Below are 26,000 nucleotides of genomic sequence, written 5' to 3'. Positions count from 1 at the left end.
GGCTTCCTGACGTTGCTGCCCGACGAGCTGACGATGCTCGGCATCGGCAACGGCCGAATCGGGGCATAGCCCTCGGAGAGGCGGGCGCCACGTCGAAGGAACCCGATGTCGAAGTGAGAGGCTTTCCACGGAGCGTCGGCACAAGGACTCCGGACATCCAGGGCCTGATGAGGCAGGAAGGAACCGAACGTTGGACACTTGGCAGTTGCACAAGGTCTTCGAGAGCAGGTCGGGGGAGGTCCGGTGGGACCGGTTCGGGCAGACGGACGGTGAGCCCGTCGTGCTGCTGCACGGCACCCCGTTCTCCTCGTACGTATGGGGGGAGATCGCCTCTGCGCTCGCTGCCGGGGGCCACCAGGTCTTCGTCTGGGACATGCCGGGCTACGGCGCGTCCCAGAAGTCCGAGGGCCAGGACGTCTCCCTTGCCGCACAGGGCGCGGTCTTCACCCAGCTGATGGAGCACTGGCAGTTGTCGAACCCGTCCGTCATCGCTCACGATTTCGGTGGCTGTGTCGCCCTTCGGGCCCATCTGCTGCACCACGTCTCCTACCGGCGCCTGGCCCTCGTCGACCCGGTGGCGCTCGCGCCGTGGGGCTCGCCGTTCTTCCGGCTGGTCGGTGAGAATGCCCATGTCTTCGAGCAGTTGCCGCCCGCCCTGCACCGCGCGCTCGTCCACGAATACATCGGCTCGGCGAGCCATCGGGGACTGCACTCGGACGCAGCCGAAACCCTCGCCGCGCCCTGGACGGACCGGATGGGGCAGGCGGCGTTCTACCGGCAGATCGCGCAAGCCGATCAGCGCTACACCGACGAGATCCAGAAGCTGTACTCGGGCATCGGCATCCCGGTGACGGTGTGCTGGGGTGAGGAGGACTCCTGGATTCCCGTCGCCAAGGCCCACGAACTGGCGTCGTTGATTCCTGGCGCGCGTCTGCGGATCATCCACGGCGCCGGGCATCTCGTGCCGCTGGACGCGCCTGCGCAGTTGCTCGCCGCGCTGCTGGATTTCCTCACCTGACGCAGCCGAGACCTGAGCCGGTGGTGGCAGGAGCACCGCCTCCTCATCCCTTTTCGGATGGTTGTCGGGTTGGGAGCAGGCCAGGGTGGTGGTCCGGCCACCACCATCGGACAGCAGTGGTGTGTCCCTCACACCTCGCCCTGAGCACCGAAGACGAGAAACCTGGTGTGTCATGGAAGACATCGCCACCCGGCTCTGCGCCGACCTGTTCACCGAGTTCCGTCGCTACGACCAGCGCATCCGGGCGCGGCAATACGTGGACGGGTTGCTGAGGGCCGACGGGCGCAAGTCGATCGCGAACATCGCGGCCGCCGTCGGCGTCCCCGGCGATGCCCAGCGTCTGCATCACGTCATTAACAGCTCGTATTGGGAGTGGCTCCCGTTGCGCCGGGCCCTCACCCGCTTCCTGGAAACCACGGGCCCCGCTTCCGCGTGGGTGCTGATGCCGGTGTCGATTCCCAAGACGGGCCGTCACAGCGTGGGCGTGGGGCGGCACTTCTCGCCCGATGCTCATCAGTCGGTGAACGGCCAGCAGGCGTATGGCATATGGTTCGCGTCCGCGCGCGTGACCGTGCCCGTCAGCTGGCGTCTTCGGCTGACGGGACGCTGGCGCGACGGCGGGTCGGCGGATGCCGCCCCCGACGACAGCATTGCCGAGATCCTCGACGACGTACGCGACTGGGGTGATCCCCTGCGGCCCGCGCTGCTCGATGTGCGCGGGGTTCCGGGGGAAGAACTCCTCGTGTCCCGGCACTTGCGAAACGGGTTGCCGCTCGCCGTGCGGATCAGTGGGCGCGTGGGCGTGACGGCCGATCATCCGGCCCTGGGCGGCCACGCACGACGTATCGCCCCGGCACAGCGGATTCTCGACAAGGCGCTACGGTTGAGGAACCCGTCGCCGACCGAGGCGTCCGGTCCGTCGGGGCCGGCCTTTGCGACCGCCCGGGTGCGCCTCGCGAACGGCGGTCCGGGCAGCGGATCGCTCACTGCCCTCGGGGTATGGCATGACGTGCGCCGTCCGCCCGGTCAGGTGTGGCTGACCAATGTGCGCGCCAGGTCCGCCCTGGCACTCGTTGGCCTCACCCGGCTTCAGGAGGAGGTTGCGCACGGCTGGCGCACCCACGGTCACGCGGTCGGGCTGCGGGACTTCGAGGGCAGGTCGTTGCAGGGCTGGCACCGGCACATGACGCTGGCCTCGTGCGCGTACGCGATTTCCGCGCTGAGATCGGCGGACGCCGCCGACTACTCGGCGTGCGGCGGCGAGGGTGCGGCGGCATTGGGACGGTCTGCCTGAGTGGAGGAGCTCCCCGACACGCTGTCGACACTTCGTTGCCGCAGTACGCGGTGCATTCGATGAAGCCGTAGAGCCAGCTGCACTTCGAGTGCCCTTTCCGGCTTCGACCAATCCGCGCCGAGGAGTTCGCCCACCCGCTCCAGGCGCCGGGAGACCGTGTTGGGGTGCACGTGCAGCAGTTCCGCCGCGTTCGTCTGGCTGCCCCTCTGGACGGCCGTTCTGGTTGGCACCTACGACGGTAGGAAGAAGAGCCCCTTCATCACCGGCAGTTGGCTCATCGAGTCGAGTGAGCCGCCGTCCGGCGGGCCGGCGCGGTGAACAGCCCCGGCGTCTGTTCGTCCAGCCAGCCCCGCTCGACCAGACGTTTCAGCTTCGACCTGGTTCCCTCGATCTTCGACGTCTGCGCGGGCAGACCGATCCGAGGGACGATCTGCTTCGCCTGCACCGGCTCGGGCGCGTCGTCGATCACGTCCACGATGTCGCGGTAGACCGGCGGGAGATCCGCGCTGGTCATCCCCTCCCGCCAGACGGTCACGGTCTGCACTCCGACCACCCGGCCCCCACCCACTGGCTCGACCTCTACCGACGGCAGCGCGATCGCGCCGACGGCCACTCCCTCGGCCGCGAGTTCGTCCAGCGTCTCCCGCGTCACCGTCAACCGCTCCAGCCGGTTCCGCTCGGCCTCCAGCCTTACAGTCAACGCGGCGATCTCCTGCTCGAGTTCAGCCACCCGGGACCGCACCGCCGCCTGTCGAGCCTCCAGTTCCCCGATCAACGAACCCATCCGGCACCGCCTCCTCTACCGGCACGGTAGAGACCACAGCACCCCGCTCACACTCAGATCACCAAAACCCCAGCTCAACTCTCCCCGGGAAGGAGCCGCACCCTTCTGATCTCGTGCGGGAAGAGGGCATGGATGCCGGCAAGGGCGACGACGGCCAGGAGGGCCGGGCTCTCATCCGCGGCTCTGGCCACTTGTTTGAGTTGGTCTTCCGCGACCGGCGTGGGCAAGTTGACGAGGGTATTGCCGGGCCTGATGCGTCGGGCCGGGTTGGTGCGCCGGGCTTCTTCTCGCAGAACACGTGTTGCGACAATCACTGGAATCCGCCGGATGCGGTGGGCAGGGGGCTTCGGCGGGCCGGGAGTGCGCGTCGTCATCAGCCGGAGGGGGCTGGGGAAGCTGTCAGCCGGGGGAAGAGTGCTGCGGCGGTGTCGTGCTGCATCTGGCGGTGCTGGCTGCTGGTGAGCGCGTCGCTGGTGGCGAGGGTGTGGGCCAGCCCGTGGACGGCCCAGTCGGGGGTGAACGGGTAGTCGCTGCCGTAGAGAAGGTGGTCGGGGTCGGTCAGCGTCAGCAGGGCGGGCAGCAGACGTGGCAGGGGGAAGCCGGCCAGGTCGTAGTACAGGCCGCGCAGCGCGCCGAGGACGTCGACGGGTGGGCCGTCGGTGACGAGTGCGAACGCCGCGATGCGGTCGGCGAGCGCGGGCAGGGCTGCTCCGGCGTGCGGAACGATGAAGCGGATGCTGGGGTACCGGTCGAGTACGCCGCCCACGATCAGGCCGGTCACCGCTCGGGCCGTTTCGAAGGGGAACTCCAGCATCGGTCGCGGCAGTCCGTTGCTGGTGGCCTCCCAGCACGGCGGCGAGGTCGGATGAAGGGAGACAACTGCGGCGCGTCGGTCGAGTTCGGCCATCAGCGGCTCGTAGAACGAGTCGCCGAGGTGGCGGCCGTCGTAGTGGGTGAGGAGGACGATGCCGTCGGCGCCCAGGTCGTCGAAGGCGTGCCGCACCTCCTCCAGGGCACCGGGCATATCGGGCAGTGGGAGGGAGGCCAGGAGCCCGAACCGCCGGGAGTGGGAGCGGACGAGTGCCGCGCCTTCCTCGTTGACCGCCCTGGCCAGCTCCCGTGCGGCAGTGTCGTCGCCGAAGTGGACGCCGGGCGAGGACACCGACAGCAGCGAGGCCGCGATGCCGGTCTTGTCCATGGTGGCCAGGGCCGCGTCCGGGCTCCAGTCGGGAATGCCGGGCATGCCGTCGGGCCGGCCGTGCCCGGCCGCCGTCATCGCGGCCCGCAGGCGGGGGGTGATGAAGTGGGCGTGCACGTCGATGGCCTCGCGCAGCGGGGCTGCACCGTCCGGTGTCATGAGGTGCACTCCTTGCCGGACGTGGCCGTGGGGAAGGTGTGGCGGCGTTCGGCGCCCAGGTGGGCGAAGTGGGTGATGAGGTCGGGGTTGTCGACGGCCGTGGGGTTGAGGACCTGTTCGACGGGGGTGCCCTGGAGGAGGCGTTTGACGGGGACTTCGAGTTTCTTGCCGGTGCGGGTGTGTGGGATGCCGGGCACCCGCAGGATCTCGTCGGGGAGGTGGCGGGGTGAGGCGCTGGTGCGGATCGTCTCGCGGATCTTCTCGCGCAGGGTGTCGTCCAGTTCGGCTCCGGGGGCGAGGACCACGAAGAGCGGCATCCAGTAGCCGCCGTCGGGCTCTTCCGCGCCGATCACGAGGGCTTCGGTGATCTCGGGGAGGCGTTCGACGGCGTCGTGGATGTCGGCACTGCCCAGGCGGACGCCGTTGCGGTTGAGGATGGAGTCGGAACGGCCGTGGACGATGACGGAGCCGTGGGAGGTGAGGGTGATCCAGTCGCCGTGCCGCCAGACGCCGGGGTAGGTGGAGAAGTACGCCTCGCGGTAGCGGGTGCCGTCGGGGTCGTTCCAGAAGTACAGCGGCATGGACGGCATGGGTCGGGTGACGACGAGTTCGCCGACCTGGTCGAGGACCGGGCGGCCCTCGGCGGCGTAGGCGGCCAGGGCGACGCCCAGGTTCGGCGCCGACAGTTCGCCGGCCCAGACGGGAGTGGTAGGGGTGCTGCCGGCGAAGCCGGAGACGACATCGGTGCCGCCGCTGGTGGAGGCCAACTGGGCGCGGGTGCCGACGTGGTCGCGGGCCCAGGGATAGGCGGAGGCCGGGAGCGTGGAGCCGGTGCAGCCGACGGCGCGGATCGACGACAGGTCGTGGACGGACGGGTCGATGCCGAACTTGGCCATGCCCAGCAGGTATTGGGGGCTGGTGCCGAAGACCGTGACGCGGTGGCGGGCGGCCAGGTCCCACAGGACGTCGGGGCGGGCGTGCGGGGCGGGGCTGCCGTCGTAGGTGCAGGCGGTGGCACCGGTCAGCAGGGTGGAGGCGACCAAGTTCCACATCATCCAGTGGGTGGTGGTGTACCAGAGCAGTCGGTCGCCGGGGCCGAGGTCGGAGTGCAGGCCGAGCGTCTTGAGGTGTTCGAGCAGGACTCCGCCGTGGCCGTGCACGATGCCTTTGGGCAGGCCGGTGGTGCCGGAGGAGAAGACGACCCACAGCGGATGGTCGAACGGCACCGGGGCGCAGTGCAGTTCCTCGGCGCGGGTGGAGGCGTCCTCCCACGGGACGACCAGCGACGGGTAGGTGTCCTGCGGCCAGGGCAGGCCCACGTGGTCCACGAGCACCGTGGCTTTCAGAGTGGGCAGGGCGCGGGCCAGATCGCGAACGGCCTCGCGGCGGTCGTGTGTGGTGCCGTTGAAAAGGTAGCCGTCGGCGGCGATCAGAACGGTGGGTTCGAGTTGGGCGAAGCGATCGGCGGCGGCCTTGGGGGCGTAGTCCTGGCCGCACACCGACCACACCGCGCCCAGGCTGGCGGCCGCCAGGAACGCGACGATGGCGTGCGGGGTGTTGGGCAGGTAGCCCACCACGCGGTCGCCCTGCCCCACGCCCAGCTCGCGCAGGGTCGCGGCGACGGCGGCGACCTGGGCGCGCAAACGTCCACCGGTCACTTCGTAGCCGGAGCCGTTCTCGTCCAGGGCGACGATCGCGGGCTCGTCGTCGCGCAGGTGGCGCAGGGCGTGGTGGGTGTAGTTGAGGGTGGCGCCGGTGAACCAGCGGGCGCCGGGCATCTTCTCCGCGGCCAGCACTCGCTCGTACGGTGTGGCCGACTCGACGCCGAAGTACTCCCATACCGCGCTCCAGAACCCTTCGAGGTCGGTGACGGACCAGCGGTGCAGGGCCGCGTAGTCGATGTGGTCGTAGGCGTCCTCCACACCCCGGTGCCGGGCGGCCCAGCGGCCGAAGTCCGCGATGCGACTGCGCGCGGCCGACTCCGGGTCCGGGCTCCAGAAGGGGGCTGGAGACGATGGAGTGTGCGGGGTGGTCATCGCGCGGCGCTCCTTGACAAGGCTGCGGGTGTGGGCTCTTCGGTGGGTGTCTTACCTTGCGTCGGTGACGGCGTTGCGTTGGGCGCCGAGGTCGATCCGTCCGTCCGGCGTGGCGATCGTGGCCGTGATCACGTCACCGGCGTGGAGATAGCGCGGGTTGCGGGCCTCGCTGCGGAAAAAGCTCTTCCACTTCAGCGCGGGCGGCAGCAGCGCGCCGATCTTCTCGATGGGCTTGGGCGGGGCCTTCAGGGCCGTGCCGGCCGGGGTGCCGGTCAGCAGCAGGTCCCCGGCGTCGAGGTGCTGGAAGCGGGCGAGCAGGGTCAGCGCCTGCGCCGGACGGACAATCATGTCGGCGAGCGTGCGGTCCTGTCGCAGGTCGCCGTTGACCGACAACCTCAGCCGCAGATCGAGGAGGTGGTCGAAGTCGTCCGGCTCCAGCAGGGCCAGGTGGGGCCCGGTGGGCGTGAAGGTCGGGTAGGACTTGCCCTCGTAGAACTGGGTCTTGGTCAGTTGCACGTCGCGGGCGCTGACGTCGTTGGTGAGGACGAGCCCGGCGACGTACGAGGGCAGGTCCCGCTCGGTGACCACGGTGCCCACCGGCAGGGGTGCGCCCATGACCAGGCCGAGTTCGACCTCGTAGTCGAGGAGCTGCACGTGCGCGGGGCGGACGACCGTGTCGTGCGGGCCGCTGACCGAGCCGGACGCCTTACGGAAGAAGGTCGGCGGGATGTCGCCGGTGAAGCCCGAATCGCGGGCGTGGCTACGGTAGTTGACCATTTGTGCCACGACCCGGCACGGGGTGGTGACCGGGGACAGCGCGGTCAGGTCGGCGACCGGGGTACCGAGGTCGTCGGAGGCGGCGGTCCGGACGGCGTCGCGGTCGGCGAGCAGTTCGGCAGTGGTGGTCGCCTTGGTGTCGATGGGGACGGCTCGCTCCTCGCGGACCACCCACCAGCCTCCCCCGCTCCCGGCTTCGCCCGAGCCGGAGGTGCCCCCACCGGTCCGCAGGACATTGATGCTCATGAGGTCATCGCTTTCATCAGGCCCAGCAGGCGAGCCGGGTCGAGTTCGTTGTCGCCGCGCAGTGCGTGCAGCAGTTCCCGGATCCTGGCGGGGGACGGATTCGCGCCGAGGAAGTCCCGGGTGACCGGCGGGCCCCACTGCGCGAGGCCGCTCGCCGACATCGGCGCCCAGCCCGGCTCGACGTCGCAGGAGAACAGGTCGCCGTCGGCGAAGTGCTCCAGCATGAAGCGGTCGGGGTCACGCCAGTAGTCGAAGAGCTGGCTGCCCTGGATGTGCCGGCCGATCCCCCAGCTGCGTTCGTAGCCGCGCTCGGCCAGGTACTCGCCGCCGACGGCGATCGCGTCGAGGTCGGTGACCTGGTACGCGGAGTGGACATAGCCGGTGCCGGGCCCGAGGTGCATGGCCATGGTGTGGTGATCCACGGCCGTACCACCCTGGTCGCAGCGGATGAACGCCATCGTTGGACCGCGCTCGCGCTGCCCGTCCAGGAACAGGAAGTCGCTCACGATCATCCCGAGCGTGTCCAGGTACCAGTCCAGTGCACGGGCGAACACCCGCGTCTGAAACACCACGTGTCCCAGCCTCTGGATGCGGGACGGCTCGCGAGGCGGGCGCTGTGTGGCGTTCGTCCGACGGTGATCCGTGCCGAAGTTGAGCAGGAGGGGCTGCTGCTCGGGCAGTGCGGGCACCTGCTCGGCGCCCTGCACGACCCGGACCGGGAAGCCGGAGGGATCGAGCAGGTCGACGCCCTTGCCGCCGCCGGGGACGTCCGTGTCCCGCACCGTGGTTCCGGTGCCCCGTGCCAGCCGGTCGAGATCGGCACGCTCCGCGGCCCGGAACGCCGGGCCGATGAAGCGGGAGGTGCGGCCGCGCCGGATCACCATGCAGGGCGAGCCGGCGAAGCTGCCGCGCAGCCAGAGAGCATCCGGCGTACGAGCGGCGATCGCGAATCCGAAGTCGCGGGCGAACACCTCCGCCCGGTCCAGGTCTGGCTTCTCGAACTCCAGCCACGCCAGGTCGGCCACCTTGATCACCGGGTTGCGGGCCCGCCCCGGGTGTTCGCCGCGCAGGGCGCCCTGCTCACTGTGGAGATCCTGATGGGCCGTTTTCAGGTCGGACGGGGTGGTTCTGGGGTTGAGCATGGTGGTGCCCTTCGGTTGGGCGAGGTGCCGACCTGCTGCTCGTTCTCTTGCCGAGGCCAGGACGAGAGCAGAGGGTCGGCGGCTGTGTCCGGTGGCAGGACCGTGTGCGCCGGGAGGGTCCGTGGACGATCAGGCAGGCCGGTCCAGGGCGGGCGTGACGAAGGGCCCGCTCGCGTGTCAGGCCGGGGCCGGGAAGCGGATCTCGGATACGGGCTCGTGAACCTGGCGGACCAGGAACGCGGTGTCCGGGGTGCCGGTGCGGAGGCGGTCGAGCCAGTCCGCGGGGTCGAATTCGACGCCGATGGGGTTCTGGGCGTATCCGGGGCCGGCCATGAAGGCGTTGGCCTCTTCGGGGGTCGCGTAGCACTCGACCTGGAACTCCATGCAGTTGGCGTCCGGATCGGCGTAGTACAGCGAGATGGTGATGCCGTGATGCAGGCACCAGTACGGCTCGATCCCCATCCCCCTCAGCTGTTCCCAGTTCTCCAGCAGGTCGCGCAGCGAGGCGAAGGTGTAGGCGACGTGATCGACCCCGACCAGACCGGTGCGGTTCTTCTCCTTGGCGTCCGGGTCGAACATATCCAGATTCGCGAAGGCGAAGCGGTGGTGCTCCTCGTCGTAGGTCAGGAAGGCCAGCGTCTCGTTCTCGAACTGGATACGGGCGCCGAATGCCTTCTGGTACCAGTCCAGCATGGAAGCGAAGCGGTGGGTGCGGTAGACGACGTGAACAAAACTCGAGGGACGAATGCGGTCCATGGTCGCTCCTTGATCTGGTGGGTGGAGGGAGCGGCTGCCGGGGTCAGACGACGGGGGTCATCTGCTCCTGGATGCCGAGCAGGGCCCGTCCGTAGGCTTCGGCGCTGATGGTGGGGCTGGCGATGGCGTGGCGGGCGGCGGTGGCCGAGTCGCGCCAGATGCGCTGCAGCGGGTTGGACTCGGCGAAGCTGGAGGCGCCGTTGACGTCCAGCAGCAGGTCTATGGCCTGGCGGGCGCGGGTGATGGCGTAGCCGGTGTCCATGCGTACCCGCAGCCGTTCGGTGACGTCGAGGGCCCGGCCTTCGGCGGCGGCCTGGTCGATCTGGGTGGCCGAGCGGAAGGCGTGCAGGGCGGCGGTGTCGATGAGTTCGGCGGCCTCGGCGACCTGGAACTGTGTGGAGGGCGCCTGAACGGCCTGGTCGTAGAAGGTGTAGGAGATGCCGCGCTTGCCGATCGTGGACAGGGTGTGGTCGAGGGCGGCGCGGGCGAGGCCGAGCTGAGGCCCGGTCAGGATCAGCGCCAGCGAGGGGACCGTCGAGGAGCGGTAGAGGGGCTCGTCGGGGTGGTGGTCGGGCACGTCGGTGCCGAAAGCGAGCGGAATGTAGCGGTGAGCGGGGATAAAGACGTCCTGGGCGATGAGGGTGTTGCTGCCGGTGCCGCGCATGCCGGTGACGTGCCAGGTGTCCTTGATCGTGAGGGCGTCCATCGGGATCACGACATTGCCGAACTCGACGACCTGGCCGTCCTCGTCGGTGACCTGTACGCCCAGCGTCGCCCAGGTGGCATGGAGGCTGCCCGAGGCGAAACCCCAGGAACCGGTGACGGTGTAGCCGTCACCGGTGCGCGTCGCGGTGCCGCTGGGGGCCAGGACACCGCAGACCCGGGCGTCGGGGTCGGCGCCGAAGACATCGTCACGCGCCCGGTCGGGAGCGATGCCCACGGCCCAGTTGCAGATGTTGATCAGACTGGACACCCATGCGGTCGATCCACAGGCGCGGGCGAGCTGGGCGTTGACGGCCAGGAAGGTGGCGAAGTTGGCCTGGTGGCCGCCGTAGCGGCGCGGCACGGTCAGCTTGAACAGGCCGGCCTCGGTGAGGGCGGCGACGGTCGTCTCCGGCAGCCGCCGCTGGAGTTCGGCCGCGGCCGTGTTCGCTTCGATCAGCGGACCCAGGTCCCGGGCGCGCCGGACCAGGTCGGCGTCGATGGACGGGCTGCAGTCCAGCGGGAAATCACCGGGGACGGTCATGGGATGCCTCCTTGAAGCGTTCCCCTTGCAGGGCGTTCAGCCGATTTCACTGGCTGCCGCGGTCGTCTCGCTTGGTCCCGGGGCCCAAAGTCGGGGTCAGGAGTTGCGCCGGGTGTTCTCTCCGCCGGTGCCTTCGCGGTGGTGGAATGACGTGATGGACGTTTCCTGGATCAGGAACCTGGACGGTCCGCGGTCGGCGGATCCGTGCTGTGACACCGCCACGTTCGCGTCGGCTCGAAGATCGCTCGGTCAAGGCCCGGTGCGGTGGGCGATCGACACCGCTCGGGCCATGACCGGGCACATCATCAGCAGCGTCCCTGAACCCGGGGTCGGACCGGCACCGTTCGCGACGCTGCACCGGGACGCCGAAGCACTGGTGCTGACCTCACTCTGCGCTCTGGTGGGCGACGACCGCGCTCCCCAGGGCGGGCCCCGCGACGGCGTGGACACGGTTCGGGACTGCGTCCGCCGCGGCATCCCGCTGGAACGGGTGCTGCGCGGGATCCGGCTGGGACACGCCTTCCTGCACCGTGCTCTGCGTGATGCCGCCCCCGACGGCCAGCTGCCCGCAACGGCCGTCGAGGCGCTGTTCGAGCAGGCCGATCGTCTGTCGGGGCAGCTGGCGGAGGCATACGTCGCCGAGCGGGCCCGGTGGGAGTCCAGCGAGGAGTCCGCACGCCGGCGCATGGTCGAGGCGGTCGTCTCCGGTGAGCAGAGCGACCCGGTGGCCGCCGAACACACCCTGGACTACGCGGTGGACCGGCACCATGTCGCCCTGATCCTGTGGCGGGAGAGCCCCCTCGACACCGGTCCGGGTCCGGACCCGCCGGTCGCCGAACTGCTGGCTGCGTCCGGAGGCCAGTCGCTGCTGCAGATGGCAGGGCATGCCACGGATATGTGGCTATGGATCGGTTTGAGCGCCCGCCCGCACCGGCTGCTGTGGCCACCGAGCCTGCCGGACGGGTGGCGCGCCGTGGCCGGCCCCCCGTCGTTCGGCCTGGCGGGGCTACGGCGCAGCCACCTGAGCGCGCGGCACGCCGCGCGGATCGCCGCGGCGATGCCGACGGCCCCGGGCGTGTGCGAGTACACGCGGATACGGACCGCGTGCCTGCTGACGGCCGACGCCGAGCAGGCACGCTGGTACCTGCGGGAGACACTGGGCCCGCTGGCCGCCCCGGACCCCTGGTCGCACCGGTTGCGCGAGACTCTGCGCTGCTACCTGGCGACAGGGCGGAGCCTGAAGACCACCGCCCAGCAGCTGGGCGTGGCCCGTAACACCGTCGCCTACCGTGTCAAACGAGCCGAAGAACTCCTCGGATCGACCGGTTCCATGGCCACGCTGGAAACACAGCTCGCTCTGGAGATCCTCCGGTTTCCCGGCGCGTCGGAGGTCGGCTCGGCGGACCGGCCGCGTGAGGCGGACAGGGATCCGGGCCCGGTGCGGCAGATGTACGTCAAGGCCGGCCTGGTGCCGTGACCAAATCACCGGCGCCGGTTGATGCCAGGGAACCAAGCGGAGCCGGCCACCGGGCGCGCAAGGTGGTGCCATGAGCCCATTGCGAGAGGTCATGCGGCATGTGCCGTCCAGTGTCGCCGTCGTCACCGCCCTGCACCGCGTTCTCCCGGTCGGGCTGACCGTCGGGTCGTTCACCTCCGCGTCCCTGGACCCGCCGCTGGTGTCGTTCTTCGTCGGGAAGTCCTCCACCACCTGGCCGCGTATCCAGGACGCGGGCCGGTTCTGCGTGAACGTCCTGTCGGCGCGGCAGCCGCAGATCGCCGCCTCGTTCGCCGCTCGGGACGCCGACCGGTTCGCAGGCCGGGACTGGGCGCCCAGCCCGCTGGGATCTCCGTTGCTGGACGGTGTCCTGGCCTGGATGGACTGCGAGCTGTATACCGTCCACGAGGTCGGCGACCACGTCGCCGTGGCGGGCCTGGTCCAGCACGCGCGGGCGGTCCACGACGCCAGGCCGTTGGTCTTCTTCCGCGGTGAGCTGGCGGGTCTCCCCTGCTAAGACTGGTCGTATGAGCGAAAACCCCCGCGGCTGGATCCTGGCTCTGGCCCCGCCCGGCACACCGCGCGAAACCCCCGAGCCGGCCAGTTCGGCGGTCACCGTCGCAGTCGCCAGGGCGCTGCTGGGCGCCGGACCGGTCGCCTGGGCCGTTCAGGCCGCGCTGGAGATGACCGAGGAGATCATCGCTCGGGTGCCCGAGCACGGCGGGGGCCCTGCTCCGTTCGCCACGCTGCGGTCCTCGGTCGAATCCGCCGTTCTGCTGGCACTGCGCGGTCTGCTGGAGGACGTCCCGCCGTCGGCCGCGGCGGCCGCCGGGGCGATCACCGAGGAAGCCGCCGCAGCCGGCCAGGAGTTCGCGCGCCGCGGCATTCCCCTGGACCGGGTGCTGCGCGGGGTGCGCATCGGTCACGCCCACCTGCACCAGGCGCTCATCGCCGTCATCGACGGCCGGCCCGATCCGGTCCGCCGCGAGGAGAACCATCGGGTCAGCGACCTGCTGTTCGCCTACGCCGACGCCCACGCAAGCCGCCTTGCCGAGGAGTACCTGGCCGAGCGGGCCCGTTGGGAGGCCGGCCGGGAGGCCGAACGGCGCCGGATCATCGACGATCTGCTGGCCGGCAGAAATGTTCCCACCGATTCCGCCTCCGCCACGCTGGGGTACGAACTGGCCCGCCACCACCAGGCGTTCGTGGTGACGGCCGACGACCGGCACACCACCGGCGACCTGCAACGCTGCGCCGAAGACCTGTCCCGTGCGCAGGCAGCCGACGGATGGCTCAGCCTGTCCGTCGTCCCCGGCCAGGTGTGGGCCTGGGCGGGCTGGCGGGCCAAGCCCGCCCAGGGCAGTCCCGCGCGGCGGTTGCGACCCCCGCCCGGGACGAGAGTGGCGGTCGGACCCGTGGCCTTCGGACCCGGCGGACTGCGCCGCAGCCACTTTGGCGCGCGAGAAGCCGAACGCGTCGCCGCGGCGACCCGGACGAGCTGGTACGACTACGCCGATGTACGGACCCTGGCCCTGGCCACCGCTGACGACGAGCAGGCCCGGTGGTACGCCGAGGACGTGCTCGGGTCGTTGCTCGCCGACGACCCGCGCACCCGGGACCTCCGCGAGACCCTGCGCGTCTACCTGGCCTGCGAACGCAGTCCCCAGACCGCCGCCGAACAGCTCCACATCGCCCGCAACACCGTCACCTACCGTGTCCACAGGGCCGAGGAACTGCTGGGCCACCCGATCGGCGACCCGATGGAGCTGCGCCTCGCACTGGAGATCGCCGGCACCCTGGACCGCGACCCCGAACCCGACCGCTGACTTTGGACCGTTCGGCGGTGTCCGGGACCCGTAGGTCTCGGTCGAGCAGGTAGCGCCTGGCTGCTCCGAAGACCTGAGTGGAGAGGAAGGGGTTCGTTGGGGTGGTTCGGGGCCGGTACTCCTTCTTGGGCCGCGGAAGTTCCCCCCCACTGGAAGGGCCACCCGCCGACGAAGTGCTCACCCGCCTGCTGACGCCGAGGACGCTCCCGTAGCGTCCGCGTGATCCGGCAGGCCACCCCGGGCGGGCCGTGCCTGAGCGGCGCACGGCCCCCGGACGGTGCCGGGAGGGGACGCCCGGCACCGTCCCTTTGTGTGTTTTGGCCATCTGGCCGAGGGCGCGGGGGCTGAGACATCCGAGGCGATGGAGAGGCAACAAAGCGGGGCGGCACCAGGAGAGGGAAGACTCCGGTGCCGCCCCGCGTCGAGGGGGCCCGTCCGTCCTCAGCCGAACAGCGCCACGAGGTACCCGGCGACCAGTACCGCGCACACAGCAGCGGGCGCGAGCCCGGCCACCGGGTCGCCCTGGCGCAGGTGCACGACCGCGGCTCCGGCGAGCAGCAGGAGAAGCCCGGCACCGGCGAGGCCACCGAGCAGCGGTACGGCCGGGCCGAGCGCCACGCCGGCGGCGCCCGCCAGTTCCAGCACGCCGATGCGGTGGTAGGCCGCGACGGAGAACCCGGCCTCCGCGGCCAGTTCGCGCATCTTCGGCAAGGCCAGCGCCTTGGCCAGTCCGAGCACCGTGAAGATCAGGGCGATGAGACAGGTGAGAGTGACGGAAAGAATCACGAGGTGTTCCCGGAATGTTCGGACAGCATGGTCAGGGAGCGGGCACGGACGCCGAAGACCCCGGACCGGTGGCGGGCGGTCCGCCACCGGTCCGGGGAATCATCACCGCGATCTGGCACCTGCTCACCGACAACGTCCCCTACCACGAGCTCGGCGGCACCTACCTCGCCCAGCGCGACCCCGAACGCACCACCCGCCACGCGATCACCGCCCTCAACCAGCTCGGCTACACCGTCACCCTCAAACCAGAGGGAGAACGCTGCCTGACCGACAGGGCCAGACACCCGGCGGCCCATCGCGACCACCGGGCACCAACCCTGCCCACACTCACCCTGAACAGGTTCTATTCACGCGTCAGATCGGACGGGACGCGGGCGGGATCATTCCCGACGAGTTCGGCGCTCAGATGCGGGTGGCCATCAAGTCGCTGCGGAACCTGGAGGCGGCCGGCGCGTCACTGGACACGGTGGTCAAGACCACGGTGTTCCTCACGCGGCAGGAGGACTTCACGGAGATTAACGACATCTACGCGAAGTACTTCAATGAGCCGTGGCCTGCTCGTTCCACCGTGGTCGCGGGCATGGTCCGGCCCGAGCTGCTCTTCGAGATCGAGGCCATCGCCCATCGCCGACGGAGTTGATCCTACTGCGGCGGCGAACGTGCGGGCGGCTGTTCATCAGTTGTTCCCGCGTGAAGGCGAAACGGGTGTCCGGGAAGCCCCCTCGGACACCCGTTTCGCCGCTCCCGCCCGGCGCGCCTCCGACGCGGGAAGGCGCCTCCCGATAGGAATGCCTGAGACCAACCCGGAGCGCCATGTCGCCGCACTGACCCGACGGATCCGCGCCCTGACAGGCATATCGCCTGAACGACGCCGAGCACACTGTCGGCGTCAGCGACCATCGCGCCCGCGCACCCGGCGACCGGCGAATGACGCCATACGGGCCTGCGCCCGCTCCCCGCCATCTCCGCGATGAGCCGCGCTTCCTCCGCGAGGAGATCGTGCAGGCCCGCCCCGGCTCCGGCGCGTAGGAGTCGCCAGGCGCTGCGCCGGTCTCCTCTGAGCCCCCGGCCAGGGAGGAGGCGGTCGCTAGATGATCTATTCCAAGGGGTCAGTGATCGTAGGCGATCAGTGAGCGTAGGACGGTTTGTCCGGTGGCGTCGTTGTGCCAGATCGCGGCGCTCAGCGCGAGGATGCGTTGCATGACGCGGGCTATGACACCTCCGGGTGTGCGCCCTCGGTGCCGTTCGAGGTCAAGCTGCCCCTTGAAGGTCTCGTTGATCGATTCGATGACCTGTCGCAGCGGGCTTGAACAGGGCTGCGCCAGGCCGTTCCCGTTCACCTTTACGGGCAGGCCGCAGCAAGTGGACTCCATGCTCGGACAGTTCGCGTTCGAAACCACGGTCGAAGTAGTTCTTGTCGCCGATGAGAGTCTGTCGGGGGCGCTCTCGCAGAAGCTCGCATTCGGCTGCCAGGAGGTCGAGGAGGGTCTCGCGTTCGTCGGCCTTGGCCCCGGTCAGGGCGAAGGCGATGGGCAGGCCCTGAAGGGTGCAGACCAGGTGCAGGCGCAGGCCCCAGAAGAAGCGGCTGTGGCTGGCCCAGTAGCCGTATTCGGCCAAGCCTGCCAGGTCGGAGCGTTTGACGGTCTCGCGGGAGCGGCCGCATTCCACCGGGGTGGAGTCCACGACCCATACGTCGTCGCTCCACACCGAGGTGGTGGTGGCCAGGATCCGGTTGACGCTTCGCATCAGACCGGCGGCCTTGCGCAGCCGCTTGTTGTAGCCGGGCTGCTGGGCAGGTAGGGGAAGAGGTGGCGCAGGTGGGCACGGGCATGGCGGAGCCATTTGGCCTCGGAGGTGTAGCCGAGTATGGCCTGCATCGTGGCGAGGGTGACCAGTTCGGCATCGCTCAGGCGGGGCGTAATGCCGACCGGCGGGCGCCACGGCGCCAGGTCGGGATGCTCCTTCAGCATGTCGTCGGTCGTCGCATAGAGTGCTGTCGCGAGGGTGTCCACGTCGTTCGTCACAAAACGATCTTGGACACCCTCGTTCTCGTCTCCGCAGGCACCCCTTGGACCACACCACCAGGAGGAACCAGTGTCATACCCGCAACTGCTCACCCCCGAGGAGAAGCTCGCCGACGCGAAGAAGCTGTTGAGCCTCCCGCGTATCGTCGTGATCTGCGGCTCCACCCGCTTCATGACCGAGATGAACGAGGCCGATCTGCGGGAGACCAAAGCCGGAAAGATTGTTGTCAAACCGGGCTGTGATATGAAGTCGCCGCACGAACTTTGGTCCGATCCTGTCGAGGCCGAGGCGCTGAAGGTTCGACTCGACGATCTGCACAGGGCGAAGATCCGGCTCGCTGATGAGGTGCTCGTAGTCGGCGACTACATCGGAGACAGCACCCGAGCCGAAATCGCCTACGCCCGGTCGCTGGGCAAGCCCGTGCGGTTCACGCACCCCGAAGTCGACCCTGACGCCTGACCGCCCGCTGCCACCTCGACAACCAGGGCCGGCAGCCCGCCGCCTGACCGTCTCGCGGTGGCTTTGGCCGCCGCCCACCCCACACCCTCCGCAGGCATCCCTTGGAATTGATCATCTGCGGCGGCCGGTTCGTCGTCCTCAACGACGCCGACGACCAGACCCCATCGTTCCGCCTCCTCGGCGGCCGACATCCGGTTGTTGAGCACCATATCCATCGCACGCAGGGGCCCAGCACGTGCGTCAGGGACCAGGTGGCACCACGAACCACATCCCGCCACCCAGGCCGCGATCGAACTACTCATCACGCTCTACCGCACGGGATGAGCCGGCCCCGTGCGTCATGTCAGCGCGGCCATCCCGCAAGCGAGCCGACGGATGCTCTCGACGACGCCCCTCGGGACGGCGGCGTACTGGACGTTACGCCGCGAGTGCACCGTCGGGACATCCAGCCTGGCTGACATGACCACCTTGGCGCCTCAGCCTCCGGCACGTTGACGACGTACCGGCAGTTGATGCTCTCACCACCGGTGGTGACGTGCCGGCCGTCGCCGACCTTTCGACAGTCCTGAAGCACTGCTCGTCAAGATCGAGGCCGCGACCATGTGTGGCACGAACGTGCAGACCGACGACGGATCGATGCCCGCCAGCCCTCCCATCGGGCTTCCCACCATCCTCGGCCCCGGGATGGTGGGTCGGATCGTGTGGTTCTGGGAGGACGCCGACCGCAACCGCCCTCCAGCGTTCCGACTCACTCGGAGCTCGGCACGTACGGTACCGGCGGCTGGTTGATCCTGGCGGCGATCGTTCTCAACTCCCGGGTTTCCCCGGCTGCATGGATGACAGAGGCTCGCACGCAGAGACGCGAGGACGCCACCGCGCCGCTCACGAGTGCCGCTGCCGGTGGCCGGAACCTGGGCGATGAAGCGGCAGTCGGCCGATGCGCGCTTGAATTAGTCTTGATCTCTCGCGTACCGCGTCGCGTGGCAGGGTGCACGGACGCTCGGCGGCCGGGTCAACTATGTCGCCGCGCCACCCGAACAACAAGGAGCCCCATGACCGTCGTCCATACGCGGTCCGGCGCTGTGCGAGGCATCGCCTACGACGGCGTCCGTGCCTGGCGTGGTATCCCCTATGCGCAGCCTCCGGTGGGCGTACTGCGCTGGGCGGCACCGCATCGGGAAGTCGCCTGGGACGGGATCCGGGACGGCAGCCGATTCGGCAACCGCGCCCCGCAGCAGCCGTCTCAGGGCCTGGGTTTCGGCGTCAGCCTTGATACGGATGACGAGGCACCCTTCGAGGAGGACTGCCTGTATCTCAACGTGTGCGCGCCCGAGGACGCGGCCGAGGGCGTCCGGATGCCGGTTCAGGTGTGGATCCACGGCGGCGGATACACCGTCGGTTCGGGCGCGCAGTTCATCGGCGACGGCGCGGCGGTCGCCCGGCGCGGCATCGTGGTCGTCACCTTCAACTACCGCCTCGGCGCGCTGGGTCTGCTGAACCTCGGTGGGTTGCTGGGTCCCGCGGAGGCCGCCGCCGCGAACAACACCCTGCGCGACCAGATCGCGGCCCTGGCCTGGGTGCGGGAGAACATCGCGGGCTTCGGCGGCGACCCCGGCAACGTCACCGTGCAAGGCGTCTCCGCGGGAGGCAAGAGCGTCGTCAACCTCATGGCCGCACCCGCCGCCAAGGGCCTGTTCCACCGCGCGATCACGCACAGCGGCGGCGACCACGTCGCCACCCCTGACGCCACCACCAGCCTCGCCCGCCGCCTCACCGATCTGCTCGACCCGCCCGGCGGTGATCTCACACGCCTGCGGGACGTGCCTGCGAAGGACGTCCTGGCCGCCCAACTCGCCCTGGCAGACGGCATACAGGCCACATGGATCTGGCGGCCCACCGTCGACGGCGGCCTCCTCCCACAACGCCCTACCCGCGCCCTCGCCGCGGGACACGCGGCCGGGATCCCACTCGTCATCGGCTCAACCGGCAACGAGGCGGGTCTCTACCACCTGATGGATCCCACCGCCGCCGACCACACCGCCACCATCCGCCACGAGATCTTCGGCACCGGAGCGGAGCAGGCCGCCGCCACCTACGCGGCACTGCACCCCGACTCCACCCCCGAGGACACCGACCGGATGTTCATGTCCGATGAGCGCTATCGCGCCTCGACCCTGCGACTCGCCGACGCCCAGGCCCACCACGCGCCCGTCTGGCACTACCTGTTCACGGGCCCCTTCCCGGGGCTGCCCGAGGAGTTCTGGATGTTCCACGGCTCCGACATCCCATATGCCTGGGGCCTGTACGAGGACAGCGCCGAACCAGCCGTGGCCGTCCTCTGCCATGGCGTCCAGGACGCCTGGACCGCCTTCCGCCGCCACGCCGTCCCCCAGTCCGACCACCTGCCGGCCTGGCCCGAGTACGACCCCGTCTCCCGCGCCACGATGATCCTCGACATCGCGCCGCACATCGCCTTCGACGGCGCGTGCCCCCAGTACAAGGTCCTGTGGGCCGACCGCGACTGGACTCCCGGCACCTGGTGGCCCCTGCCCTGAGCGCGGCGGTTGTGTGCGGACAGGGAGCGGCTTCCGTGCCCTGTTTCTGGCGTTGCAGGGTGCGGCCCGGCAGGTCTCCAGTTCCGAGAGGAGCGACACGCCATGGGTCGCCCCTCGTCGCCGGACGACAAAGCCGTACACCTGAACCTCCAGCAGGAGATCCTCCAGCCGGTCGGAGAACTCCTCGGCCCACTCCCCGTCCGTCACCGCCAATGGCGCGTCCAGCAACTCCGCCTGCATACAGGCGAGTTACCCAGACCGCGAGATCGCAGAGCTACAGCCACCCAACCGATCTACGACTGAAGGGCTGGGCCGCGACGGCGGGCCCGATCCGGTCACGGACCAGGTGCCGGAACTCTGTACTCCACGATCGCCGAGTCATGAGATTCCATCGGGATGGACAACCTCCCGCGTGGGACGGATAGACCTCCAGGTCAGGCGCACGCTGCGGCGAGACCACGCTCCGGTGTGCTTGGGGAACCCTCGGGAAGAGAGTCAACGGGCCCGGTGCTGTACTCGCTCGCCAGGAACCGGACCCCGAGCAGCTTTTCCATGTTGCCCTCGACGATGCTCTGCACATCGGCCTCGGCATCAGCGAGACGCGGCGCGACCTCCATCACGCCGCCTTTCGTGTTGTATAGCTTCAGGTCCGGCACCGCCCCTCCCGTGCAGCCAGCCCTGGGCATTCAGCGGAATTGGGTGACCTGACGCCCCGATAGCAGAAAGGTGCCGTTGACCTGCGAGGATGCGAGTGTCTAGGCCGTATCCGTCACGAAAGTCAGGGCACCTTTCTGGTGAGTGAGCGTACAGGGTGGGACCGTGGGCTGGCCGTGCGGGCCGACGGCAAGGGGATGATCGGGTACGCCGGGTCGGTGCTGCTGCGCAGGTACGCGGACCGTACGGGACTGACCGACGCCCTGGCGAAGGTGCTCCCGGTGGGGGTCGCTCACGGCTGGCGGGACCGGGCCGGGCTGGTCGTGCAGCTCGCGGTGGCCATCGCACTCGGCGCGACGAATGTCTCTGAGGCCGAGCAACTCCAGTTGCACCAGGGTCCGCTGTTCGGAACGGGCGCCTCGGACTCCACCACGCATCGCGCCCTGGCGGCGATCGACGAGGAAACCGTGGGCGCCATCGGATGGGTCCGCCGGGCGGTACGCGCTCACGTGTGGTCACTGCTGCACCTGCGACCGGGCGGTTTCCCCTGGCTGACCGTGGCGGGCAAGCGCCTGACCGGCTGGATCGTCATCGACATGGACGCCACGATCATCACATCCGCCTCCAAGAAGGAGCAGGCGGCGGTCACGTTCAAGAAGACCTTCGGCTTCCACCCGCTGGCCGCCTGGTGCGCGAACACGGCCGAGTGCCTGGCGATGCTGCTGCGGCCCGGCAACGCCGGGTCCAACACGGTCGCCGACCACATCACCGTGCTCACCGAGGCCCTCACCCAGATCCCCGGCTCCTCCAGGGCGAAGATACTGGTGCGAGTGGACGGCGCAGGGGCCACCCACGACCTGCTGAAACACCTCGAAGCTCTGAACACCGCGCGGCGCACGGTCCGTTACACGGTCGGCTGGACCATCACCGACACCGACGAGAAGGCCATCGCGAAGCTGCCCGAGCAGGCGTGGAAGACCTCCCTGCAGCAGAACGGCGATCTCCAGGAGGGCTACTTCGTGGCCGAGCTGACCGGCCTGAACACCCGCGAGGGCTGGCCGGAGAGGATGCGGCTGATCGTCCGCCGGGTCAAACCCTCGGGACGGCAGCTGAAGAAGCTGACCGACTTCGAGAAGAAGACCGGCTGGCGCTACAGCATCACCGCCACCAACATCCGCCACATGTGGGGCATCGCCGGCTCGCATCAGGCGCAGTTCCTCGATGTCCTGCACCGCTCCCACGCGTCAGTGGAAGACCGAGTGCGCACGAACAAGGCGATGGGACTGCGCAACCTTCCCTCGAAGTCCTTCGAGGTCAACCGGGCCTGGGTGCTGTCAGCGAACATCGCTGCCGACCTGGACGCCTGGGTCCGGCTCCTGGCCCTGCACGATGTCGAGGACCTCGCCGACGCCGAGCCCGACACCATGCGCTTCCGTCTCTACCACCTGCCCGCCCGCCTCACGAAGCACGCCCGTCGCCGCTGGCTGCGGATCGACAAGAGCTGGCCCTGGGCAGGCGCGTTCACCACCGGCTGGCAACGGCTCACCGACCTCCCGGCCGTCACCTGACGACCGGCACCCGCCCCGACGAAGACCAGAACGGAGGACACCCCGCAACATTCCGGGCCCGTGGAACCCGGCGCGCCCGCGGCGTCACGCGACGGCCCACCTCGACAGGCACGAGGACATTACGGGCGAACCGCCGAGTCGATCAGAGTCCGAACCTCGCTGAAGGATCGAGGCCAGGTCGAGATCTGGTTCGGGAGCATCACCCGGCAGTCGATCCGCCGCGGCACGTTCTCCAGCGTCAACGTCCTGGTCAAACAGATCCGCGACTACATCAACTCCTGGAACGAGAACGCGAAGCCCTTCACCTGGACCAGGCGTGATGCGTGCTCGGATCTTGGACAGGGGTCGGGTGAACATCGAAGGGCGCGACCGTCCATGATCACGTTGATACCACTCAGCATGATCGTGAAGGCCGCGCCCGCATGTCATCCTGCCCGACCCTGCCCAAGTCGCGCCAACTCGCCGAGCAACAGGGCCTCGCTGCCGAGGAGTTGTGCACGCCCGAGCGACTGCCATCGCTGCTGGACGCGGTCCGTACCGTCCCCGATCCACGCGCGGCGAACCTGGTCACCCACCCCTGGCCGATGCTGCTCGGCCTGGTCGCCTGCGCCCTGCTGTGCGGGGTGCGCTCAGTACGCGGCGTCATCCGCTGGGCGAGCGGCCAGGGCGCCGGCATCCTCGCCGCCCTCGACGTCCCCGCCGGCACCCCGGACAGACTGCCGGTGGCCACCACCCTCAGCCGCACGCCGGCCCGGGTGGACGCGGACGCGCTGGACGCCGCCGTCGGTGCTTTCGTCCAGGCCCACGCCGCCGACCCGCTGGCCGGTATCGCCGGAGATCCGCACGTGCTGCAGCTGGCCGCGGACGGCAAGACCGTGCGCGGCGCCCGCGACGCCGACGGCCTGCAGCTGCACCTGCTCGGCGTCTACCAGGTCGACCCGGGCGTGATGCTCGCCCAGCGGGAGATGCGGCACAAGCCGCACGAGACGTTGCACTTCACTGCCGCGCTGGACATGATCGCCGACATCAGCGGCGCGATCGTCACCGCCGACGCCCTGCACACCGTCGCCGGCCACGCCCGCTACCTTCACCGCCGCGGCGCCTTCGGGCTCTTCCCCGTCAAGGAGAACCGCTCCGCCCTGTTCGCCCGGCTGGATGCGCTCGACTGGGACGAAACCACCAACCCGCACATCGCCGTGCACCGCACCGAGGAGACCAACTCGGGCCGCCACGAGATCCGCATTGTGCGCGTGCAGCCCCTCTCGCCGGGGCAGGTGAACTTCCCGCACGCCACCCGGGCCCTGCTCGTCGAGCGGTACACCACCGGACGCGGCGACGGAAAGATCCACGCGGACGCCGAACTCGGCATCACCACCGCTCCGTCCGACATCGCCGACACCACCGTCCTCGCCCGCTGCGTACGCGGCCAGTGGGCCATCGAGGCACAGCACTTCGTGAGAGACGTGACCTTCGGCGAAGACGTCTGCCGCGCCCGCACCGGCAGCCTGCCCCGGGCCCTCGCGACCTTCCACAGCCTCGCGATCAGCCTCGCCCACCTCGCCGGGTGAACGAACAACGCAGCCGCCCACGACCATTACCGCAACCACCCCGCCGACGCCCTACGCGAACTCGGTCTCACCGGCTGAGCACTTATCACGCCTGGCATCGAGCGTGTGTCGTCGAGCAATCCGGGTCTTCGGACTCAGTGGGGGTGAGCCTCCCGTCGCCGAGCTGTCCATCGAGTTCGAAAGGGTGAGTGAGACGACAGCCACTGAGCCCGGATCCGTGTTCTCGGAGCCGAGGGCGGTCAGTCCCGCCCGCCGGGCTCGGGCAGGGAAGGGCCCGGCGGCACAGCCGTGCACGGTGAGGGCACCGATCACGGCCGTCGGGGAAGGACGTCTCGGCGACACACACAGCACCGGCTCCTCGGGCCTCGGCGTCACGAGGTGGGGGCGGAGGGGCGTCGCCTGCGGTTCCGGTTCTGCCTCCACTGCGCGAGCCAGTTCCAGACCGCCCCGAGGAGGACCGCCTGGAACAGGGCGGAAGCCGCCATGCCCACGGCGGACCATTCCCCTGCGGAAACAAACAGAAGCCCGGTCGGCAGGGTCGGCAGAAAGAGCAGCGCCGCCAGGACCAGGTCGTCAGCACTGTCGTTGAACAGCACATTGGCTGCTACAAACAGTCCGATCGCCGCCAGCAGACCGAGGTAACCGAGGGCGGCGGGGTTGAGGAGAATCCGCCGCACCAAGGAGCGCGGCCGGTACGCAGGAGCCATGACATCACGCCATCTCGTGGGAGCCTGCTGAACACCCTCAGCATGACCGTGTCCAGCAGTCCGTGCCTGAGTACGGATACTCATCCGTCGCGGGGAGCAGCTGATCCGCTATGACGCCACGCCTCACGTTCACGCAGACCCCACCGGTCATCTCACCATCCGAGAACGCATCAGCCCTGCACCTGGACCGCGACCGCCGACGAGATCCTCGCGAAGGTCCGCCTCGTCCAGACCAGCATGAAGAAACTCGTCAACAACAACGCCAAGTAACACAAACAGGGTCACGAGACACTAGATAACGTGTAGTTCCCGTCAACGCCGCGCGAGAGGTGAAACGTTGAGCGACGGTCGGCTTGGTGTGGTGATGATCCACGGGATCAGGTCCGGGCCCAAGGTGTGGCAACCCCTTGAGCAGCTCATTGCGAACGACGAGGAACTCGGCTTCGTTGAAACGCTGCCGTTCGAGTACGCAACCGGAGTGAAGCGTCTCCATCCCCTGCGCATCTTTCCGTCGATCGATACGGTCGCCGACAGCCTGAAGGAGTTCCTAGCAACGGAGGCGGGTGGCTTCGAGAGGCTGATGCTCGTGACCCATAGCCAGGGCGGCCTGGTGGGTCAGCGGCATCTGGCCCGCATGCTGGCCGACGGTGCGGGCCAGGAACTCGTCCGCATCAAAAGGATGGTTATGCTGGCCTGCCCCAACAATGGTTCGGAACTGTTACTGTCGCTGCGCCGCAACGTACTGGGTCTGGGGCATCCTCAGGAGAAGGACCTGCGGCCGCTCAATGACCAGGTGACCGCGACGCTGCGCACGATCTTGCGTGATGTCGTGCACGCCACCGCTGTCACCGACCGCACGTGCCCGATCGACTTCCGTGTCTACGCCGGGGAAGGCGATCGTGTCGTTCCGGCCGCGTCCGCGCAGTCGGTGTTCCCTGACACCGCCGCTCTGCCCGGTGACCACTCCACGATCCTCAAAGCCGACTCGGCTGGCCACCGCACCTTCACCACCTTGCGCCGTCTTATCCTCACCCTCCCCGAAGGCGCAGATGCCCAGCCACCGTCCACGGCACAGGCGTTGTCACCGGATCCGCGAGGCGCGGTGACCAACATCATCAGTGGTGGCACGGCCTACGGCCCCGTCATCCAGGGCGGCACGGTAGAGGTCTCCTTCCCCTCTCCGCCTACCGACGGGAACGGGTCCTGATCTTGGCTCCGTCGCGGAACTCGACATCCGCTGACGTCCGTCCTTGCTTCAGCCTGCCACTGCCCTGCTCGAAGCGCTTTGCGATTCACAACCGGGCCATGTACGCGAAAGCTCGACGGCGATCCACTTGGCTTCGTACGCCTTCCCGGCCCGCCTGGGTCTGGCACATCTCCCGAGGCGTGGCGTGGCGGCCCTCTTCGCGCTGCGCACCAGTGCGATGTTCAGCGACGAGCAGGCCCAGATCGGAACATGTTCAGCACGGTGATCAACTGCTGCACGCAGGCGGTGGGTCCACAGCACTCCTCACAGGCTGGGGGTCTGGTTCATCCGCGCGTTGGGGGGCGGCACCTTATGAAAGGCGGTCGAAGTAGTAGGGGAGCCATTCTTCGAGGAATGCTGAGCCTCGATCCACCGCGTGAATTCTGATCACGGGTGTCGGGCGGGTTCGGGGTGTTTCTTCGGGGTGCGGGCAGCGGTGATCGCCGGGTGGCCGT

General features: G+C 69.2%; 21 protein-coding genes and 2 pseudogenes. 11 read left to right on the top strand and 12 right to left on the bottom strand.

What is annotated here, in order from left to right; all coding sequences use genetic code 11:
• Nucleotides 1-190 precede the first annotated feature (190 nt).
• Nucleotides 191-1,018, top strand: a complete 828-nt coding sequence (locus ACWD3C_RS43645; RefSeq protein ID WP_451153516.1) for an alpha/beta fold hydrolase — start codon at nucleotides 191-193, stop codon at nucleotides 1,016-1,018.
• A 172-nt stretch (nucleotides 1,019-1,190) separates the two neighbouring features.
• Nucleotides 1,191-2,312 carry an IS701 family transposase gene (locus ACWD3C_RS43640; RefSeq protein ID WP_451153514.1) on the top strand — a complete coding sequence of 374 codons (1,122 nt, stop codon included), beginning with the start codon at nucleotides 1,191-1,193 and terminating at the stop codon, nucleotides 2,310-2,312.
• On the opposite strand, the pseudogene ACWD3C_RS43635 reads toward ACWD3C_RS43640, so the two are convergent.
• The 8 genes and pseudogenes from ACWD3C_RS43635 to ACWD3C_RS43600 all read right to left on the bottom strand — a co-directional run.
• Nucleotides 2,261-2,515 (bottom strand): annotated as a pseudogene (locus ACWD3C_RS43635) (helix-turn-helix domain-containing protein); the annotation flags it as partial. The gene ACWD3C_RS43640 and the pseudogene ACWD3C_RS43635 overlap by 52 nt on opposite strands.
• Before the next feature lie 71 nt (nucleotides 2,516-2,586).
• Nucleotides 2,587-3,096: a hypothetical protein gene (locus ACWD3C_RS43630; RefSeq protein ID WP_451153512.1), complete on the bottom strand. Its 510-nt coding sequence runs from the start codon at nucleotides 3,094-3,096 to the stop codon at nucleotides 2,587-2,589.
• Between the two features lie 373 nt (nucleotides 3,097-3,469).
• A complete protein-coding gene (locus tag ACWD3C_RS43625; protein WP_451153510.1) occupies nucleotides 3,470-4,453 on the bottom strand; it encodes an amidohydrolase family protein in 984 nt (327 codons plus the stop codon).
• Nucleotides 4,450-6,489, bottom strand: coding sequence for an acetoacetate--CoA ligase (locus tag ACWD3C_RS43620; protein ID WP_451153508.1), 2,040 nt, complete (start codon nucleotides 6,487-6,489; stop codon nucleotides 4,450-4,452). Before ACWD3C_RS43620 ends, ACWD3C_RS43625 begins: the two co-directional genes overlap by 4 nt.
• A 51-nt stretch (nucleotides 6,490-6,540) precedes the next feature.
• The gene (locus tag ACWD3C_RS43615; protein ID WP_451153506.1) at nucleotides 6,541-7,512 is read right to left on the bottom strand and encodes a fumarylacetoacetate hydrolase family protein; all 972 of its coding nucleotides are present in this window, start codon (nucleotides 7,510-7,512) and stop codon (nucleotides 6,541-6,543) included.
• The gene (locus ACWD3C_RS43610) at nucleotides 7,509-8,654 is read right to left on the bottom strand and encodes a VOC family protein (protein ID WP_451153504.1); all 1,146 of its coding nucleotides are present in this window, start codon (nucleotides 8,652-8,654) and stop codon (nucleotides 7,509-7,511) included. The genes ACWD3C_RS43615 and ACWD3C_RS43610 overlap by 4 nt, the downstream gene beginning before the upstream one ends.
• A gap of 177 nt (nucleotides 8,655-8,831) precedes the next feature.
• A complete protein-coding gene (locus ACWD3C_RS43605) occupies nucleotides 8,832-9,410 on the bottom strand; it encodes a VOC family protein (RefSeq protein WP_451153502.1) in 579 nt (192 codons plus the stop codon).
• A gap of 43 nt (nucleotides 9,411-9,453) precedes the next feature.
• On the bottom strand, nucleotides 9,454-10,656 hold the full coding sequence (locus ACWD3C_RS43600; RefSeq protein ID WP_451153500.1) for an acyl-CoA dehydrogenase family protein: 1,203 nt from the start codon (nucleotides 10,654-10,656) through the stop codon (nucleotides 9,454-9,456).
• 289 nt (nucleotides 10,657-10,945) lie between these two features.
• Here ACWD3C_RS43600 and ACWD3C_RS43595 point away from each other — a divergent pair, with 289 nt between their 5' ends.
• From ACWD3C_RS43595 to ACWD3C_RS43585, 3 genes are all read left to right on the top strand, one after another.
• Complete coding sequence (locus ACWD3C_RS43595) at nucleotides 10,946-12,133, top strand: PucR family transcriptional regulator (RefSeq protein ID WP_451153498.1); 1,188 nt, start codon at nucleotides 10,946-10,948, stop codon at nucleotides 12,131-12,133.
• Between the two features lie 70 nt (nucleotides 12,134-12,203).
• The gene (locus ACWD3C_RS43590; RefSeq protein WP_451153496.1) at nucleotides 12,204-12,668 is read left to right on the top strand and encodes a flavin reductase family protein; all 465 of its coding nucleotides are present in this window, start codon (nucleotides 12,204-12,206) and stop codon (nucleotides 12,666-12,668) included.
• Between the two features lie 10 nt (nucleotides 12,669-12,678).
• Nucleotides 12,679-13,977: a PucR family transcriptional regulator gene (locus ACWD3C_RS43585; RefSeq protein WP_451153494.1), complete on the top strand. Its 1,299-nt coding sequence runs from the start codon at nucleotides 12,679-12,681 to the stop codon at nucleotides 13,975-13,977.
• Between the two features lie 441 nt (nucleotides 13,978-14,418).
• On the opposite strand, the gene ACWD3C_RS43580 is transcribed toward ACWD3C_RS43585, so the two are convergent.
• On the bottom strand, nucleotides 14,419-14,763 hold the full coding sequence (locus tag ACWD3C_RS43580; protein WP_451153492.1) for a DoxX family protein: 345 nt from the start codon (nucleotides 14,761-14,763) through the stop codon (nucleotides 14,419-14,421).
• Here ACWD3C_RS43580 and ACWD3C_RS43575 point away from each other — a divergent pair.
• A complete protein-coding gene (locus tag ACWD3C_RS43575) occupies nucleotides 14,732-15,403 on the top strand; it encodes a RidA family protein (protein ID WP_451153490.1) in 672 nt (223 codons plus the stop codon). The two genes, ACWD3C_RS43580 and ACWD3C_RS43575, sit on opposite strands and share 32 nt — an antisense overlap.
• 469 nt (nucleotides 15,404-15,872) lie before the next feature.
• Here the strand turns inward: ACWD3C_RS43575 and ACWD3C_RS43570 are convergent.
• Nucleotides 15,873-16,787, bottom strand: a pseudogene (locus ACWD3C_RS43570) (IS982 family transposase).
• Nucleotides 16,788-16,857: 70 nt separating this feature from the next.
• On the opposite strand from ACWD3C_RS43570, the gene ACWD3C_RS43565 reads away from it, so the two are divergent.
• Nucleotides 16,858-17,247 carry a hypothetical protein gene (locus ACWD3C_RS43565; RefSeq protein ID WP_037743720.1) on the top strand — a complete coding sequence of 130 codons (390 nt, stop codon included), beginning with the start codon at nucleotides 16,858-16,860 and terminating at the stop codon, nucleotides 17,245-17,247.
• A gap of 1,052 nt (nucleotides 17,248-18,299) precedes the next feature.
• Complete coding sequence (locus ACWD3C_RS43560; RefSeq protein ID WP_451153488.1) at nucleotides 18,300-19,802, top strand: carboxylesterase/lipase family protein; 1,503 nt, start codon at nucleotides 18,300-18,302, stop codon at nucleotides 19,800-19,802.
• Nucleotides 19,803-20,236: 434 nt separating this feature from the next.
• On the opposite strand, the gene ACWD3C_RS43555 is transcribed toward ACWD3C_RS43560, so the two are convergent.
• Nucleotides 20,237-20,458, bottom strand: a complete 222-nt coding sequence (locus ACWD3C_RS43555) for a hypothetical protein (RefSeq protein WP_451153486.1) — start codon at nucleotides 20,456-20,458, stop codon at nucleotides 20,237-20,239.
• A 138-nt stretch (nucleotides 20,459-20,596) separates the two neighbouring features.
• Here ACWD3C_RS43555 and ACWD3C_RS43550 point away from each other — a divergent pair, with 138 nt between their 5' ends.
• Nucleotides 20,597-22,024 carry an IS1380 family transposase gene (locus tag ACWD3C_RS43550; RefSeq protein ID WP_451153484.1) on the top strand — a complete coding sequence of 476 codons (1,428 nt, stop codon included), beginning with the start codon at nucleotides 20,597-20,599 and terminating at the stop codon, nucleotides 22,022-22,024.
• Nucleotides 22,025-22,446: 422 nt separating this feature from the next.
• Entirely contained in the window at nucleotides 22,447-23,592 is a 1,146-nt protein-coding gene (locus ACWD3C_RS43545; protein WP_451153482.1) for an ISAs1 family transposase, read from the top strand.
• A gap of 371 nt (nucleotides 23,593-23,963) precedes the next feature.
• On the opposite strand, the gene ACWD3C_RS43540 is transcribed toward ACWD3C_RS43545, so the two are convergent.
• Nucleotides 23,964-24,299 carry an SCO4225 family membrane protein gene (locus tag ACWD3C_RS43540; RefSeq protein ID WP_451153480.1) on the bottom strand — a complete coding sequence of 112 codons (336 nt, stop codon included), beginning with the start codon at nucleotides 24,297-24,299 and terminating at the stop codon, nucleotides 23,964-23,966.
• 337 nt (nucleotides 24,300-24,636) lie between these two features.
• On the opposite strand from ACWD3C_RS43540, the gene ACWD3C_RS43535 reads away from it, so the two are divergent.
• Nucleotides 24,637-25,506: an esterase/lipase family protein gene (locus ACWD3C_RS43535; protein WP_451153478.1), complete on the top strand. Its 870-nt coding sequence runs from the start codon at nucleotides 24,637-24,639 to the stop codon at nucleotides 25,504-25,506.
• The last annotated feature ends 494 nt before the right edge of the window (nucleotides 25,507-26,000 follow it).

The organism is Streptomyces sp. NPDC002845 (assembly GCF_053591955.1).
Note: the sequence above shows the minus strand (reverse complement) of the source record. Positions and strands in the feature narration are given on the sequence as shown.

What these genes read in the sequence shown, in the direction of transcription:
- ACWD3C_RS43605 (WP_451153502.1), bottom strand. Translation starts at nt 9,410, where the DNA reads ATGGACCGCATTCGTCCCTCGAGTTTTGTTCACGTCGTCTACCGCACC.
- ACWD3C_RS43615 (WP_451153506.1), bottom strand. Translation starts at nt 7,512, where the DNA reads ATGAGCATCAATGTCCTGCGGACCGGTGGGGGCACCTCCGGCTCGGGC.
- ACWD3C_RS43640 (WP_451153514.1), top strand. Translation starts at nt 1,191, where the DNA reads ATGGAAGACATCGCCACCCGGCTCTGCGCCGACCTGTTCACCGAGTTC.
- ACWD3C_RS43595 (WP_451153498.1), top strand. Translation starts at nt 10,946, where the DNA reads ATGACCGGGCACATCATCAGCAGCGTCCCTGAACCCGGGGTCGGACCG.
- ACWD3C_RS43540 (WP_451153480.1), bottom strand. Translation starts at nt 24,299, where the DNA reads ATGGCTCCTGCGTACCGGCCGCGCTCCTTGGTGCGGCGGATTCTCCTC.
- ACWD3C_RS43610 (WP_451153504.1), bottom strand. Translation starts at nt 8,654, where the DNA reads ATGCTCAACCCCAGAACCACCCCGTCCGACCTGAAAACGGCCCATCAG.
- ACWD3C_RS43630 (WP_451153512.1), bottom strand. Translation starts at nt 3,096, where the DNA reads ATGGGTTCGTTGATCGGGGAACTGGAGGCTCGACAGGCGGCGGTGCGG.
- ACWD3C_RS43560 (WP_451153488.1), top strand. Translation starts at nt 18,300, where the DNA reads ATGACCGTCGTCCATACGCGGTCCGGCGCTGTGCGAGGCATCGCCTAC.
- ACWD3C_RS43625 (WP_451153510.1), bottom strand. Translation starts at nt 4,453, where the DNA reads ATGACACCGGACGGTGCAGCCCCGCTGCGCGAGGCCATCGACGTGCAC.
- ACWD3C_RS43590 (WP_451153496.1), top strand. Translation starts at nt 12,204, where the DNA reads ATGAGCCCATTGCGAGAGGTCATGCGGCATGTGCCGTCCAGTGTCGCC.
- ACWD3C_RS43575 (WP_451153490.1), top strand. Translation starts at nt 14,732, where the DNA reads ATGAGACAGGTGAGAGTGACGGAAAGAATCACGAGGTGTTCCCGGAAT.
- ACWD3C_RS43620 (WP_451153508.1), bottom strand. Translation starts at nt 6,489, where the DNA reads ATGACCACCCCGCACACTCCATCGTCTCCAGCCCCCTTCTGGAGCCCG.
- ACWD3C_RS43585 (WP_451153494.1), top strand. Translation starts at nt 12,679, where the DNA reads ATGAGCGAAAACCCCCGCGGCTGGATCCTGGCTCTGGCCCCGCCCGGC.
- ACWD3C_RS43545 (WP_451153482.1), top strand. Translation starts at nt 22,447, where the DNA reads ATGTCATCCTGCCCGACCCTGCCCAAGTCGCGCCAACTCGCCGAGCAA.
- ACWD3C_RS43600 (WP_451153500.1), bottom strand. Translation starts at nt 10,656, where the DNA reads ATGACCGTCCCCGGTGATTTCCCGCTGGACTGCAGCCCGTCCATCGAC.